This window comes from Providencia sp. PROV040 (assembly GCF_032706145.1).
Taxonomy (GTDB): domain Bacteria; phylum Pseudomonadota; class Gammaproteobacteria; order Enterobacterales; family Enterobacteriaceae; genus Providencia; species Providencia hangzhouensis.
Window position 1 is genome coordinate 4,695,973 of the sequence record NZ_CP120530.1, and the last position, 15,425, is coordinate 4,711,397.

The window sequence follows — 15,425 nt, forward strand, 5'->3', positions numbered from 1 at the left end:
TTACTTAGTTAAAGTGTGATAGCTGAATTAATAGAAAGCACAGAAGCCCAACTCAATGCAAATTAAGATACTTATAATGTGGCGGATAATAATCATATTTTAACTCTATTTATAGGTTTTCATTTATTAACCTGTTCAATATTAGGCGAACTCAACTTCAAATGGATTTATCAATGAAAAATTTCAAGCTCACTAAGCTAGCAATACTTGCTGTGCTCGGAAACATCAGTGCACAAAGCATTGCAGGGGGATTAGTTCTACCAGATAACAACTTACGCAGTGACCTTGCTTGGCTTTCTGAACGTAACGTTATTCAAATTAGCTTATCTACTTGGCCACTGTCCCAAGAAGAAATCACACGTTCTTTAAATAATGCAAATATTACTAATAGCGAACAAGAAGCCATTATTCAGCGCATTAAAAAGAACCTTGACCGTAAGAAAAACAGTGTTCAACTAGAAACTCACCTTGCATCTAGCCACAACTCAATGCCACAAGGCTTTGCTCAAAGTGAATATAGTGATATTCGCTATACCGTTTCAGGTAACTACAGCACTGACGATGTAGACTTAAACCTCACCGCGAATGGCGAACGTGCTTTACGTGTTGAAAATGGTTCTGATTACAACCTCAATGGTTCATACGGTGGTGTAAAAATTTGGAACCAGTGGGTAACTTTTGGTGAGATCCCACAATGGTGGGGCCCCGGCCACGACGGCAGCTTAATTCGAACTGATGCCGCACGCCCTATGACCGGCTTCTTAATTCAGCGTGCAGACCAAAGCCCATTTGAAACACCATGGCTTTCTTGGATTGGTTCATGGCAATATCAGTTAACAGCTGCACAATTCAAACAGTATGATCCCAAAAATACTAAACTGATTGGCCTGCGCATGACCATGAACCCAACTGATTTCTTCGAACTCGGTGGTTCACGCGTGGTCATGTGGGGAGGCGATGGCCGCCCTAATAACTGGGATTCCTTCTGGGATGCCATGGGCGGCAAAGATAATACAGGCGACAAAAACAAAGACCCAGGTAACCAGTTAGCCGGTTTAGATTTCAAACTAAAACTTTACCCATTAGTCGACCTACCTGTCAGCTTATATGGCCAAATGGTCGGTGAAGACGAGGCTAACCTCTTCCCATCGAAAAACGCCTTTATGGGCGGTATCGAAGGCTACCACACCTTATGGGGCCAGCCACTGAATTGGTATATTGAAGGTGCGAACACCCATACAGAGTGGGACAAAGATGGCGTAATGTATCGCCACTTTATCTACAAAAATGGCTATTACCAACAAGGTGCATCACTAGGCCACGCAATGGGCGGTGACGGGCGCATGCTCACGACCAAAGTGGAATACACTCTCGATGATGACAACCGTGTTAGCACCCGCCTCATGTATGCGAAAGTGAATAAATCTAACTTTGATGGCAACAAGTTATTCCCTAAATCAGAAACCATCAAAGGTGTTGATTTCGGTTGGTGGCATAACTTTGACTATGACATCAGCACTGACGCGAAGGTTTGGGTATCTAAAACTGATTACGAAACACGCAATGACTTAGGTGCAGCCGTTACAGTAAACGTGCCGTTTAAGTGGTAATTGGCACACATTGAGTATATTTAATCGAAAACGGGTTATGTTTTGGCATAATCCGTTTTTTTATCCAAAAAAAATTGTCATCCTAGTCAAAAATATATTACACATATAATTTCTACCGATTGCCAAGTGAATTAACATGATCAATTAAGCATTTTATTAATCTATTACTACTCTAAATTAGGATAAATATGGAGATATAAGCATCTCGTTTTTATTAAACCCACACTAAAAGCAATGATATACAAGGAATAACTTAACTTAAATATATAATCACATACAAGGCGTAAGAATAGGATTATAACCTGATAATTTAAAATAATTTATTGTATTGCTACTCCCCTTAGGACTATTCCCTAACACTATCACAGTGATAGTCAGTAACTAGCTTTAATGGTATTATTAAGCGCTTTTTACTTGACCAAATAAATGCTGAGGCATACCCTTTGGCAGTCAAAAAACAATAAGCTATGCTTATCAATTGAACAAGTTAGCAAAAAATGCAATGTTTTCAATTAATAAGTATGCATTTACAAATTCAATGGTGCTCTGGGACCCGACAACCCAGTGCGGTAGCTATGGTTATATTTATAATACCCATAACATTTATAATCAAAATTACTATAATTTTTTAGAGGTTCTTTTAGAAATGTTATATATCGTCACATTTAATAATTATTTTGGGCAACATTTAAAAACTGAGTGTAGTCTAGATATATTAAAGATAAAGAGTACTTTAAATAATAAAGATATAGAGACTGAAATAATCGAACTGCATGATTTGATAAATAATGGAATAGAGCCAAATAGCTACTATTGGATCACAAGCCATCAAAACCAACATATAAAAAAATATTTGAATGACATTGTCCTATCCTTATTTATAAATAAAAATGAAAATTTAGTAACATCTTTAGAACTCTATTTTGCTCATGAGAATAAAGGTATTCAATCACTCCTATATAATAATGGTAACGATATAAACTTAGTCAAACAGGACTATCTTATCGACAGCGAAGATGTTAAAGAACAAAGTGTATTTAAACTAATAGATGGCTCTGGAAGCAGTGGCGTGTATCTAGTTGAAAGCAAAAAAAACATTGAAAAAATAATAAAAAATAAAAATCTGATCAACTTATCAATATATAACTTAGCTAAGTTAACAAAAAAAATGATAAGGAGATTAGCGTCTGGAAAATATAATATCAAAGCAGAAAAATATTACGAAAAGAAAACTCCTTATGTGTTACAATCATTTATAAATGGTTTAAAATATGACTATAAAGTTTTAGTGTTCTGGGATCATTTATATGTTTTAGAAAGAAAAGTCAGAGAGAATGATTTTAGGGCAAGTGGAAGCGGATTATTTAATTTTATAGAACCCGACGATAATTTGTTAATTTTTTGTAATGACATAAGAAAAACAATCAATAGCCCATTTGTATCTATCGATGTTATAAGTCTAGATAATGGTAATTATCATTGCATTGAATACCAAGCAACTCATTTTGGCCCATATACACAATTAAATTCGGACTTTTACTACCAAGTAAGCGACTCAAATGATATCATCAGAAAAGAAAAAAACTGTACATTAGAAGATGAATACGCTTATTCAATTTACCAGTTTTTAATAAAAATCAAAAAAATCAAAAAAATCAAAAAAATCAAATGCATTTAACAGAAAATATGATTCACATTAACAAACTAGTACTTTCAATTTAAAATATATCAAATATAATCACTGCTATATAATCAAAATAAAAATGTCTCATAAGAAAGAAGTAATAAAAAATATCCTTAGCTTTGGTTCAATAGATATTTTAGGATTATTAGTCCCAATTATAACAATGCCTATATTGACTAGAGCTTTAGGCCCTCGCCAATACGGTATTTATATGTTGCTCCTTACTATATTATATTTTGGTCATACTATTATAGATTATGGCACTCAATATACTTCAGTCAGACTATTAGCTAGAAACCGTGGCAATCCAAAAAAAATAAATTACATATACAGAAAAACACAAGGGTTACGGCTATTTTTATATTTTTTTTATAGCATGATAGTGATTCTATACTGTCTATTTTTTACAGAAAAAAATGTAGCTCATTATATGATTTTTGCTATATTTACATATTTACTTGGATATGCGCTAACTCCATTGTGGTTTTATCAAGGTATTGGAGCTGTTGATATAGCAATGAGAGTATCTCTAATAGTTAAGCTAGCTAACTTAACTGTTATAATACTTTTTGTTAAAACTCCAAATGATATGTTTATAGTAATTACCTCATTATGTCTTCCAATGCTATTAGGCGGCTTGTTATTAAGTTACCTTGCACATAGTCGTTATAATATCGGACTACCAACCTTAAGCAAACTTAATCGCTCCTTTCTAGAAGGAAGAGATGTGTTTTTAGGGTTATTAGCACCTAATTTATACAATTCAATTCCTACAATTGCACTAGGAACCATATATACTCCTGCTGAATTTGCTAGCTTTGCTATTGCTTCACGCTTATCATCTGTGATTGTTACCGTACAGAATGTAATAGCGAAAGCAATATATCCTATAATCACAATCCAGAAAAATAACCACGTTAATAAACTACTTATAACAAACTTTGTTGTATCTATTATCCCTGCCATATTAATTTATTTTATAGGGGAGTGGGCATTACAAATTTTTCTTGGCAAGAGTTTTTCTGGTGTTAATCAGTATTTATTTATTCTTTGTATAGGTATTGTTTTTATAGGCTTATCTAATGCTATTAGCCAAGGGTACTTTCTACCAAATGGATACGACAAATTATATAGAAATATATCCTTAAGAGTCTCAATTATCTCTGCAATTATTGTCATTATTATGATTTACTATTACGGTTTATTAGGTGGGGCAATCGCAGTTACAATTGCAAGAATTTTATTCTTTATTGATTATTTAACTGTATATCAAAATTTAAAATCAGCTAAACCGACTGTTTTTTAAATCATTAATCAATGAATATAACATGAGTTAACGGGGCACACATGAAAAGCATATTAATATATTTACCAAATTTAAACTGTGGAGGGGCAGAATCAGTCACAGTACGCCTTGCAAATTTTTTGGCTAATAATGGATACTCTGTAAATCTAATTACATCCCTAGGTGGAGGTGTTTTAGAAGAAATTTTAGATAAAAAAATCGAGTACTCAGATTTAAACATTAAAAGTCAATGGTTTTCTATTTTTAAAATGCCTTTTGTTATACGAAGAACGAAACCAGATATAATTTTTACAACTATGAAAGAAAGTTGCTTTATAATGATCTTATCTAAATATTTTTCTTTTTCAAATGCAAAAATGATTATTCGTGAAGCAAATACCATTTCTCTTCAATTAAAAAAAGAAAATAAACTACCGCAGAAGATAAAGAATCGATTAATTAGATTTTCATATCATTATGCAGATAAGATAATTGCACTTTCAGATGAAATAAAAGCAGATCTCATTCAATCTTTTAAGTTGTCTAAGGAAATAGAAGTCATTCCTAATCCAATCAATTTTGAAAACATAGAATTAAATTCCAAAAAATTAACTGATGTAAGTTTAAATTTAAATAGTAACTATTTAAACTTAGTCACAGTAGCTCGACTACATCCTCAAAAAAATCATCTTTTCATGGTTGAAGCAGTTGCAAAATATATAAAGGATTATGGTGGAGTAAAATGGTATCTAGTTGGCGATGGTCCGTTAAGAGAGGAAATTCAGCATAAAGCTGACAGTTTAGGAATCTCTGACAATATAATTTTTCTAGGTTTTCAAAAAAAACCCATATCAATAGTAAATGCGTGTGATATTTTTGTTCTTCCCTCTTTATATGAAGGTTTATCAAATGCACTTTTAGAAGCCGCTGCTTTAAATAAAAAAATAATTGTATCAGATACACAAACAACTTCAGTCGCGCTCCTAAATAAATTAAAAACCGGAACCTCCTATCAAAATAATAACATTGACGATTTTTGTGAAAAATTGAAAGCTCTCTCTACTGAGCCAAACAATAGCGAAACGTCAAAATCAATGAGAGCTACTTACAGTGAATCATCAGTGTTCCATTCTTACATGAAGCTAATGGACTCTTAATAATATGTTAATAATTACTATCTCAACTTTATTCAATCGATTAGATAAAATAAAACCAGAGCAGTTCCCAATAGATAAAAATATCAGATATGTTATTTCATGCCAAGGTGAAAAAAATCGTTCTGATGCAGATTATGAATCACACATTATCTCTCTTTTTGGTGATACCGCTATATGGGGAGAACAATTAATACCAGGTCTTTCTAATAATAGAAACAACGCGATAAAAATGGCGAGTGACAACTTCGCTAAGCAAGGATATTATATTTACATATGTGATGATGATGTTACCTTAGTAAAGGAAGGTTTACTCGAAGCTATTAATATCATGAAAAATAAAAATTTGGCATGTTTAACAGCTGTAGTTGGTACAGAAACAGGCTTTTTTAAAAATTACAAAAGTAAACCTTACAAACATACAAAACTTAGTATTGCCAAAGTTAGTAGTATTGAAATTTTAGCCGACCTTGACTTTATAAATAGTCATCAAATACAGTTTGATGCTCGTTTTGGTCTTGGCAGTAAATATCCATCAGGTGAAGAATTTATATTCTTAAATGATATTATTACAAAAAAAGGTAGAGTCATTTATTATCCAGCACAAATATGCACTCACCCTCCTGTCTCAAGTGGTAGTGATTTTTATACTGATAGCGGTAAAATAATAGCTAAAGGGGCTATGTTAAGCAAAGTATTTTCATTCCCTTTAAACTACATAATGATACTAGCCTTTTCCATTAAAAAACATAAAATTTATCAACATAAACTATCTTTACTTAAATTTTTGCGCCAAATGCTAAAAGGCTCCATCGAAGTTAATAAGTAATGTAGTTAAAATGCTATAGAGATTGTTAAAATAACAACATAACCGTAATTTATATTTATTCTATTTCTCACGGATGCCTCGAGATGATCTACTTGGTTTTATGTTTTTTTTGCACGTTGTACATGTACACTATACAACGCTATAAGATAAACTTTATTATTCTATTACCTCCATTTATAGCATATTTTTTGCTTTCATCTCTTCAGTTCAATGTAGGATCAGATTACTTTTCATATATTCATATATATGAAAATCAGTGGGTAATGGATAAATACTTCAACTCAAGAGAGTATTTTTTCTATTATGCAAATTTGATATTAAATTATTTTAACTTCCCATCTCAATCTATTTTTTTTGTTTTCTCTTTTGTTCAATCTTTCTTTACATTCTATTATTTCAAAGAAATAAAGAAACGTGGATTTATAATTTGGTTGTTATTTTTTATTTTTTTTACTGTAACTAATATCCTGCACAACCAAATGAATGGAATACGACAGTATGCCGCACTTACTTTATTGCCTATGATATCTATTTTTCTATATGAGAAAAAATATTATAAGTTCATAATATCTGTTTTTTTAGCCACTTGTTTTCATTCAACAGCACTCATATTCCTTGGCTTAATAGCATTTTCCTTTATCCATAGATATAAGTTTCGTCATTATTTCTCTATATTTATAATATCTATTCCTTTCTATCTCTTGATTGCTGTATATACCCCAACAATATTAGAGAGTCTTGGCCTTAGGTTTACATCTTATATAGGGAGTAAATATTTCGAAGAAGGTAATTATATAACAATAGTGACGAAAATGTATTACCTTCCTGTACTACTATTTTTTTACTATTTATATAAAAAGAATAATGGAAATAATTATGAATCTAGCTACTTTTCCTTTGTTATATTAATTTTTTCATTTACCTATTGGTCATTCTTAATGAGCTTAGACATAGCCATTCTTTCAAGGATATCTAGTTATTTTTGGTTTTTCATTATATTCCCACTATATTATGTTGGAATCTATTTTTCTAAGCGAGGCTCAGCTTCTATATGCTTTTATATTTTATATATTTCAGCACCATATTTTGCAAAAGTCACTTTTCTGGCCAAAAATGAGTTTATATATAGAAGTATAATTTTTAATTAATATCTTAACATTAACTAATTAAGGAAACCTGTGTGAAATATTTGGTAACTGGGGCTGCTGGATTTATTGGTAGTATGGTTAGTCATCAACTTTGTCGATTAGGTCATCAAGTTATTGGTATTGATAATTTGAATGATTATTATGATGTTTCTTTAAAAGAAGCAAGGCTATCTGCCCTATTAGATAGCTCTAACTTTATATTTAATGAAATCGATATAGTCGACCGAGAAACGATTAACTCTTTCTTTATACGAGAAAAGTTTGATAAAGTGATCCATCTCGCTGCACAAGCGGGTGTGCGTTATTCATTAGAAAACCCGTTTGCCTATGCAGATAGCAACTTAACAGGCCATTTAGCTATTCTTGAAGGTTGTCGCCAAACCAAAGTGAAACACTTAGTGTATGCCTCTTCTAGCTCAGTTTACGGTGTGACAGATAACGCGCCATTTACTACTGACATGCCGACCGATCATCCTATCTCACTGTATGCAGCAACAAAGAAAGCCAATGAATTAATGGCGCACTCATATTCACATTTATATCAGTTGCCGACTACAGGGCTGCGCTTCTTTACGGTTTATGGCCCATGGGGGCGCCCAGACATGGCTTTATTCAAATTTACGAAAGCTATTTTGGCGGGCGAGCCTATCGATGTCTATAATAACGGCAATCTCAGCCGTGATTTCACTTTTGTTGATGATATTGTCGAAGGTGTGATCCGAATTTCAGATATCATTCCACAAGCAGTCCCCAAAAATTATTCGACCTCGCAAACAGAAAGCAGCGCGCCATATCGTATTTACAATATTGGGAATGGTCAACCAGTGAAGTTAATAGAATTCATTTCTGCGCTAGAAAAAGCGCTGGGTAAAGATGCGATTAAAAACTTCTTACCAATGCAAGCAGGGGATGTGTATACCACTTGGGCAGATACTGAAGACCTGTTTAACGTGACAGGTTATCGCCCACAAGTGTCTATTGAACAGGGTGTTCAAGCCTTTGTTGATTGGTATCGTTCTTATTACCGCAATTAATTATATTTCCATCTTTCTAATAAACAATTTTTGAGGGGTCATTATCGTGAAAATAGCAATTGCAGGCACTGGCTATGTCGGCTTATCTAACGCCATGTTACTGTCACAACACCACGAAGTGGTTGCGGTGGACATCATCCCTGAAAAAGTGGCGATGTTAAACAGCCATCAATCACCCATTGTTGATGCAGAAATTGAGCAGTTTTTAACGGAAAAGACCCTCAATTTTCGCGCAACAGAAGATAAAACTGAAGCTTACACCGGTGCACAATACGTCATTGTCGCAACGCCAACCGACTATGACCCAAAAACCAATTACTTCAATACAAGATCGGTTGAATCTGTTATTCATGATGTGAATGAAATTAACCCGCAAGCGACGATTATCGTGAAATCCACTATTCCTGTGGGCTTTACCGCGCGCTTACGTGAAGAATTTGGTTATACCAACGTGATTTTCTCTCCTGAATTTTTACGTGAGGGGCGTGCTTTGTGGGATAACTTACATCCTTCCCGTATCGTGGTGGGAGAGCGTTCAGAGCGCGCGAAAATTTTTGCAGATTTGTTGCTGGAAGGCGCAATTAAGAAAGATGTGCCCGTGTTATTTACCGATGGAACCGAAGCCGAAGCCATTAAACTGTTTGCCAACACTTATTTAGCCATGCGTGTGGCGTACTTTAATGAGCTCGATACCTACGCAGAAAGCCGCAGTTTAAATGCCCGCCAAATTATTGAGGGAGTCTCTTTAGACCCACGTATTGGTAGCCATTATAACAACCCATCATTCGGTTACGGTGGTTATTGTTTACCGAAAGATACCAAGCAACTGCTAGCTAACTACGATGACGTGCCAAATAACTTGATTAACGCCATTGTGGAATCGAACCGTACCCGCAAAGACTTTATTTCCGATGCAATTATTGCTAAAGCACCACGTAAAGTCGGTGTTTATCGCTTAGTCATGAAAGCGGGCTCTGATAATTTCCGCGCCTCGGCGGTACAAGGTGTAATGAAGCGCATCAAGGCCAAGGGCATCGAAGTGGTGGTGTATGAGCCGGTTTTAAAAGAAGAAGAGTTTTTCCATTCGAAGGTTATCCGTGATCTCGACACTTTCAAAGCAGAAAGCGACATTATTCTAGCCAACCGTATGGTGCCTGAGCTGGAAGATGTGGCAGAGAAAGTCTATACCCGCGATTTATTTGGTAATGATTAATTCAATGGCGATAAGATGTCTGAAACTGTAACCCAAGAATTAGTTTCTATTATTATGCCTTGCTATAATGCAGAGCAATATATTAAAGATTCAATTAATTCTGTATTAAACCAAACCTATCCTCATTTTGAGTTAATTATTATTGATGATTTATCTACAGATAATTCGATTAATATTGTTAATTCATTTAGTGATAACAGAATCAAACTTATTCAGTTAGCACAAAATGGCGGTGCAGGGGTAGCTAGAAATACTGGTATAGAAGCAGCTCAAGGGCGGTTTATTGCTTTTCTAGATAGTGATGACTTATGGCGCCCAAATAAATTGGAAATGCAATTGAAACATATGATAAAAGGAAATCACTCTCTGTCATATACCCAATATCAAAAGTTTACAAAAGAAGGGAAAGGCAAACTCGTTATTCCTCCAAATACCGTAACATACAATGAATTACTTTATTGCAATGTTATTGGTTGCTTAACTGCCATCTATGACACAAAAATATTAGGCAAGCAATTTATGCCACTGATACGGAAAAGACAGGATATGGGTTTATGGTTAAAAATATTAGCCCAAGGCCATACTGCTTACTGTTGCCCTCAAGTCCTTGCCGACTATCGAACTGACTCAGGTATGACTCAAAATAAAATTGACGCTGCAAAATATCAATGGAAATTTTACCGCCAGGAATTAAGTTTTAATATCATAAAATCAACTAAATATTTTATTGGCTATGCCATTAAAGGCATAATCAGGAAATAAAACTCAGGATTAACTATGCTAACTATCATCGGTGGTTCCGGTTTTATCGGCACCCGTCTCTCTAATCAATTAAAGTCCCAAAATATCGATTTCAAAATTGTTGATATTCAAAAAAGCGAAGCTCATCCTGAAAAATGGGAATTTGGTGATGTGACCAAACCTGAAACACTTATTGAGCCATTAAAAGGCAGTGATGTTATTATTAATTTATCTGCTCAACATAAAGATAATGTGCACCCAATTAGCCTGTACTATGAAGTGAATGTTGATGGTGCTAAAAATGTCTGTGATGTGGCTGAACAGCTTGGCATTAAACATATTGTATTTACCTCTTCTGTCGCTGTTTATGGCTTTGTTGAAAAAGAAACTGGCGAAGACGGTGAATACCATCCGTTTAATGACTATGGCAAATCAAAACTTGAAGCCGAATATGTCTATGATGCATGGCAAGCCAAGTCAGCGGATAATATTTTAGTCACCATACGCCCAACGGTTGTTTTTGGTGAAAATAACCGTGGTAACGTTTATAATTTATTCCGCCAAATTGCTTCAGGCCGTTTCTTAATGATCGGCGCAGGGAATAACCAAAAATCGATGGCTTATGTTGAAAATGTCGCTGCATTTATTTATTTTGCGACCACGTTTACAACTGGAAAACATGTTTTCAATTATATTGATAAACCTGACTTTACTATGAATGAACTAACCACTGTAATTTGTGGTGCGTTAGATAAACCAAAATCAAATATCCGAGTTCCTTATCCAATCGGAATATTAGGCGGTTACTGCTTCGACATTCTTTCTAAAGTGACAGGTAAAGAGTTTCCTGTCAGCAGTATTAGAGTGAAAAAATTCTGTGCAAGAACACAATTTAAATCAAACTACATTGCTGATACCTCATTTACACCACCAGTTACACTGGAAAAAGGTATCGCTAATACAGTTCAATACGAATTCAAATAAAATAGGCGAGTGCCTTTAACCATATTGCTATAGGGATAGAGTGTATTTATGAAGCGTCTTTCTGTTGCTGTACTTATGCTAACCGCATTAACAGGCTGCACCGTCACCCCCGGCGCCTATGTATCAACCTCGGGCAAAAATGTGGTTGATACGGGTGACCGTGACATTACCAAATTAGTTGATATCTACCCAATTTCGCCAAAATTGTTGGATGATATGTACACTGCACCTACCATTGCTAAGCCCAATGCACAGTTAGAAAAACAACTGACTCACTATGAATACCGTGTGGGTGCAGGTGATGTATTAACCATTACGGTTTGGGACCACCCTGAATTGACTATCCCTGCGGGTTCTTACCGTAGTGCGCAAGACTCCGGTAACTGGGTACATTCCGATGGGACTATCTACTACCCGTATATTGGTAAAGTCAAAGTTATCGGTAAAACCGTCACTGAAATCCGTACCCTAATCAGTAACCGCTTAGCCACCTATATCGAATCCCCACAAGTGGATGTCAGTATTGCCGCCTTCCGTTCGCAAAAAATGTATGTTTCGGGTGAAGTGGCCAAACCGGGTACACTGCCTATCACTAACGTTCCACTCACTATCTTAGAAGCCTTTAATAATGCCGGTGGCTTAACTGAGAAAGCCGATTGGGATAATGTCGTGCTTACCCGTAATGGCAAAGAAATTAAAGTGTCATTACAAGATTTAGTTCAGTACGGCGATTTAACTCAAAACTACCTGATGCTACCAGGTGATGTGTTGTATGTGCCACGTAATGATAGCCAAAAAGTGTTTGTGATGGGTGAAGTCGGTCAACCAACGACCTTAACTATTGATCGCGCAGGTATGAGTATTACTGAAGCATTAAGCAAAGCAAGCGGTCTCAACCAAACAACCGCTAATGCAACAGGCGTATTTGTTATTCGCCCAATTAAAAACCAGCCAGCGGAAGACAAAGAGCTCGAAGCACTATTACCGAAAAAAATGGCCGCGGTTTATCAGTTAGACTTATCGGATGCTACCTCACTCGTGATGGGAACTGAATTTAAATTACAACCTTATGACTTAGTGTATGTTACCGCAGCCCCTGTGGTACGTTGGAACCGTCTAATCACTCAATTATTACCAACTATCGCTTCATATAATCAGTTAACCGAAGGTACCAAGCGTATTCACGACTGGTAATCCATATGTTTAATAATATTCTCGTTGTTTGTATGGGAAATATCTGTCGCTCTCCTACGGGGGAGCGTTTATTGCAGCACTATTTTCCCAAAAAAACTGTCCACTCTGCAGGCATTATCGCTAAAAATGACATGCCCGCTTATGACAGCGCCATCCGGATTGCCGAGCAACATCAGCTTTCCCTTGAAAACCATCAATCACGTCGGTTAACTAGCGAAATATGCCATAAAGCAGACTTAATCCTAGTGATGGAAAACGATCATATTGCTAAAATCCACCAACAGTTTCCTGAAACACGCGGTAAAGTGATGTTATTTGGGCAATGGGTCAATAAAACCGAAATCCCTGACCCGCATAAACGCAGCGATGAAATGTTTGAACATGTTTACCAGTTGATGGAAAAAGCCGCAATTGCTTGGCAAGGCAAAATTTAATTTTATTTATTGGATGACTTAACATTTAACCTATTATGAACACACAAAAAAATAGCTCCCCTGCCTCAGATGAAATCGATCTGCTCGCTCTGTTTAAAGTTTTGAAATCCAACACGATTAAAATTGGGTTTTTTACCGTATTTTTTGCTGCTGTTGCAGTGGCATATAGCCTATTGGCAACCCCTATTTACCAAGCCAATGCGACCTTACAGTATGACAAATTAGGCCAGGTTTCATTACTTGACCAAATGAGTGATGTTATGCCATTTGGTAACAGCAATAACCAAGTCGACTCTGAAATTGAAGTTATCAAGTCCCGCATGGTGTTAGGTAAAACCGTTGCAGACCTGAACCTTGACACTCAAGCAGCTCCTGAAGGCTTTGTCAGTAAATTACTGGGTGAAGTGGCTCCCGTTCATATTGCCCTATTTCAGTTACCTGAAAACTTAATTGGCCAGCCATTTACCCTAACTTATTTAGGGGATAACAATTATTCCCTCAATGTAGATGGCCAAGTCTTACAAGGTAAAGTAGGTGAAGTCCTCAAACAAGGGGAAATTAACTTATTGATTTCCAGTTTCACGGCTGAAGCTGGCGAAGAGTTTTCATTAATCAAAAATGCCCGTTACTCCACCATTGAAGACTTACGCAACACCCTAACCATCGCTGAAGTCGGGAAAGGCACTGGTATTATCAGCTTAGCCATTAAAGGGGCGGATAAAACTGAGAATGTTAAAATCCTCAACAGTGTTATCCAAAACTATGTTGACCAAAATACCGAACGTAAAAAAGAAGTCACTAACAATACGCTTGTTTTTTTAGATGACTACTTACCTACGATTAAAAAGAAATTAGATAACTACGAAAACCAGCTCAATGCCTTTCGTAAAAAGAATGAATCCATTGACCTCTCTTTAGAAGCCAAAGCCGCTCTTGACAGTGCATTACAGGTAGAAGAAAAACTTAATGAATTGACCTTTAAAGAGGTGGAGATTCAGCAGTTATATACCCGTAACCACCCCGCTTATCAGTCCCTGTTAGATAAACGCCAACAGTTGTTACGTGAAAAAGAAAAAATCAGTAAAAGTATTCAAAAGTTACCCAATACCCAACAAGAAATCGTCCGTTTAACCCGTGATGTTGAAGCAGAACAGGCCATCTACACCCAATTAGTGGCTAAACAACAAGAGCTGAGTGTGTTGAACTCCGGTATTACGGCGGATGTGCGTATTATTGACTCTGCTGAATCCCAACCAAAACCAGTGGCACCGAAAAAATCATTGATTGTTGTTCTCGCCACTATCCTTGGCTTTATTATCGGCTGTGCATATGTGATTGCCCGTGAGTTCTTTAATAATAAAATTAAGAGCACGGAAGACATTGATGCATTGGGTGTCAACGTCTATGCCACTATCCCATTCTCTGCTCATGAGAAAAAACTGATTGAAGCTGGTAATAAGAGCCCATTAGCAATAGAAAACCCAGCAGATACAGCTGTCGAAGCTATCCGTTCATTACGTACCAGCGTGTACTTCTCGGTGATGAACCAAGGTAACAACCTAGTTATGGTCACCAGTGCGTCACCGGGTGTTGGGAAAAGTTTTGTTACCTCCAATATGGCGGTGGTACTGGCTAACGCGGGTAAGAAAGTATTATTAATCGATACCGACTTACGTAAAGGCCGTTTGCACAAAGCCTTTGGGTTAAACAATAAAGCAGGCTTATCTGAATATTTGTCACAGCAAAGCTTAGAATCGCCAACTATTCATGCCAACGTGATTGAAAACCTCGATGTAATTTGTCGTGGTAAAAATGTTACTCACTCTTCTGAGTTATTAATGGGCGAGCGCTTTAAGCAGTTATTAGATAAAGTCAAAAACCAATACGATATTGTGGTGATCGATACCGCACCAATCTTAGCAATTACTGATTCAGCGATTATTGGTAAGTATGTCGGTACTTCATTACTGATTGCTTTCTACGGTGTGAATACCGTGAAAGATGTTGATCTATCACTGAAACGCTTTAAGCAAAATGATATCGACATTACCGGTGTGATCTTGAATGGTATTGATGCAAGGTCTGACGACTATAACTACCATTACGAATATTAAG

13 protein-coding genes are annotated in these 15,425 nt (G+C 35.9%); all 13 read left to right on the forward strand.

From position 1 onward, the window contains the following. Positions 1-173: 173 nt before the first annotated feature. Positions 174-1,610, forward strand: coding sequence for a capsule assembly Wzi family protein (locus P3L40_RS21980; RefSeq protein WP_210852746.1), 1,437 nt, complete (start codon positions 174-176; stop codon positions 1,608-1,610). Between the two features lie 502 nt (positions 1,611-2,112). After that, the gene (locus P3L40_RS21985; protein WP_272693278.1) at positions 2,113-3,288 is read left to right on the forward strand and encodes a hypothetical protein; all 1,176 of its coding nucleotides are present in this window, start codon (positions 2,113-2,115) and stop codon (positions 3,286-3,288) included. Positions 3,289-3,373: 85 nt separating this feature from the next. Next, positions 3,374-4,600, forward strand: coding sequence for a lipopolysaccharide biosynthesis protein (locus P3L40_RS21990; protein WP_210852750.1), 1,227 nt, complete (start codon positions 3,374-3,376; stop codon positions 4,598-4,600). Positions 4,601-4,641: 41 nt separating this feature from the next. After that, a complete protein-coding gene (locus tag P3L40_RS21995) occupies positions 4,642-5,736 on the forward strand; it encodes a glycosyltransferase (protein WP_210852753.1) in 1,095 nt (364 codons plus the stop codon). A gap of 4 nt (positions 5,737-5,740) precedes the next feature. After that, on the forward strand, positions 5,741-6,562 hold the full coding sequence (locus tag P3L40_RS22000; RefSeq protein ID WP_210852754.1) for a hypothetical protein: 822 nt from the start codon (positions 5,741-5,743) through the stop codon (positions 6,560-6,562). 122 nt (positions 6,563-6,684) lie between these two features. Beyond that, on the forward strand, positions 6,685-7,710 hold the full coding sequence (locus P3L40_RS25175; RefSeq protein ID WP_210852756.1) for an EpsG family protein: 1,026 nt from the start codon (positions 6,685-6,687) through the stop codon (positions 7,708-7,710). A 32-nt stretch (positions 7,711-7,742) separates the two neighbouring features. Further along, positions 7,743-8,744: an NAD-dependent epimerase gene (locus tag P3L40_RS22005; protein WP_210852758.1), complete on the forward strand. Its 1,002-nt coding sequence runs from the start codon at positions 7,743-7,745 to the stop codon at positions 8,742-8,744. A 46-nt stretch (positions 8,745-8,790) separates the two neighbouring features. Next, positions 8,791-9,957, forward strand: coding sequence for a nucleotide sugar dehydrogenase (locus P3L40_RS22010; RefSeq protein ID WP_210852759.1), 1,167 nt, complete (start codon positions 8,791-8,793; stop codon positions 9,955-9,957). Between the two features lie 15 nt (positions 9,958-9,972). Further along, positions 9,973-10,719, forward strand: a complete 747-nt coding sequence (locus P3L40_RS22015) for a glycosyltransferase family 2 protein (RefSeq protein ID WP_210852762.1) — start codon at positions 9,973-9,975, stop codon at positions 10,717-10,719. 15 nt (positions 10,720-10,734) lie between these two features. Next, a complete protein-coding gene (locus P3L40_RS22020; RefSeq protein WP_109912514.1) occupies positions 10,735-11,682 on the forward strand; it encodes an NAD-dependent epimerase/dehydratase family protein in 948 nt (315 codons plus the stop codon). 48 nt (positions 11,683-11,730) lie between these two features. Further along, positions 11,731-12,876 (forward strand): polysaccharide export protein, encoded by a 1,146-nt coding sequence (locus P3L40_RS22025; RefSeq protein ID WP_210852764.1) that lies wholly within the window; start codon positions 11,731-11,733, stop codon positions 12,874-12,876. Positions 12,877-12,881: 5 nt separating this feature from the next. Next, a complete protein-coding gene (locus P3L40_RS22030) occupies positions 12,882-13,310 on the forward strand; it encodes a protein tyrosine phosphatase (protein ID WP_164565655.1) in 429 nt (142 codons plus the stop codon). A 35-nt stretch (positions 13,311-13,345) separates the two neighbouring features. After that, a complete protein-coding gene (locus P3L40_RS22035; RefSeq protein ID WP_210852766.1) occupies positions 13,346-15,424 on the forward strand; it encodes a polysaccharide biosynthesis tyrosine autokinase in 2,079 nt (692 codons plus the stop codon). The last annotated feature ends 1 nt before the right edge of the window (position 15,425 follow it).

Excerpts from the sequence above, each read along its gene's own strand:
- P3L40_RS21995 (WP_210852753.1), top strand. The coding sequence starts at position 4,642 with ATGAAAAGCATATTAATATATTTACCAAATTTAAACTGTGGAGGGGCA.
- P3L40_RS22025 (WP_210852764.1), top strand. The coding sequence starts at position 11,731 with ATGAAGCGTCTTTCTGTTGCTGTACTTATGCTAACCGCATTAACAGGC.
- P3L40_RS21985 (WP_272693278.1), top strand. The coding sequence starts at position 2,113 with ATGTTTTCAATTAATAAGTATGCATTTACAAATTCAATGGTGCTCTGG.
- P3L40_RS22020 (WP_109912514.1), top strand. The coding sequence starts at position 10,735 with ATGCTAACTATCATCGGTGGTTCCGGTTTTATCGGCACCCGTCTCTCT.
- P3L40_RS22030 (WP_164565655.1), top strand. The coding sequence starts at position 12,882 with ATGTTTAATAATATTCTCGTTGTTTGTATGGGAAATATCTGTCGCTCT.
- P3L40_RS22000 (WP_210852754.1), top strand. The coding sequence starts at position 5,741 with ATGTTAATAATTACTATCTCAACTTTATTCAATCGATTAGATAAAATA.
- P3L40_RS22035 (WP_210852766.1), top strand. The coding sequence starts at position 13,346 with ATGAACACACAAAAAAATAGCTCCCCTGCCTCAGATGAAATCGATCTG.
- P3L40_RS21990 (WP_210852750.1), top strand. The coding sequence starts at position 3,374 with ATGTCTCATAAGAAAGAAGTAATAAAAAATATCCTTAGCTTTGGTTCA.
- P3L40_RS22015 (WP_210852762.1), top strand. The coding sequence starts at position 9,973 with ATGTCTGAAACTGTAACCCAAGAATTAGTTTCTATTATTATGCCTTGC.
- P3L40_RS21980 (WP_210852746.1), top strand. The coding sequence starts at position 174 with ATGAAAAATTTCAAGCTCACTAAGCTAGCAATACTTGCTGTGCTCGGA.
- P3L40_RS25175 (WP_210852756.1), top strand. The coding sequence starts at position 6,685 with ATGTACACTATACAACGCTATAAGATAAACTTTATTATTCTATTACCT.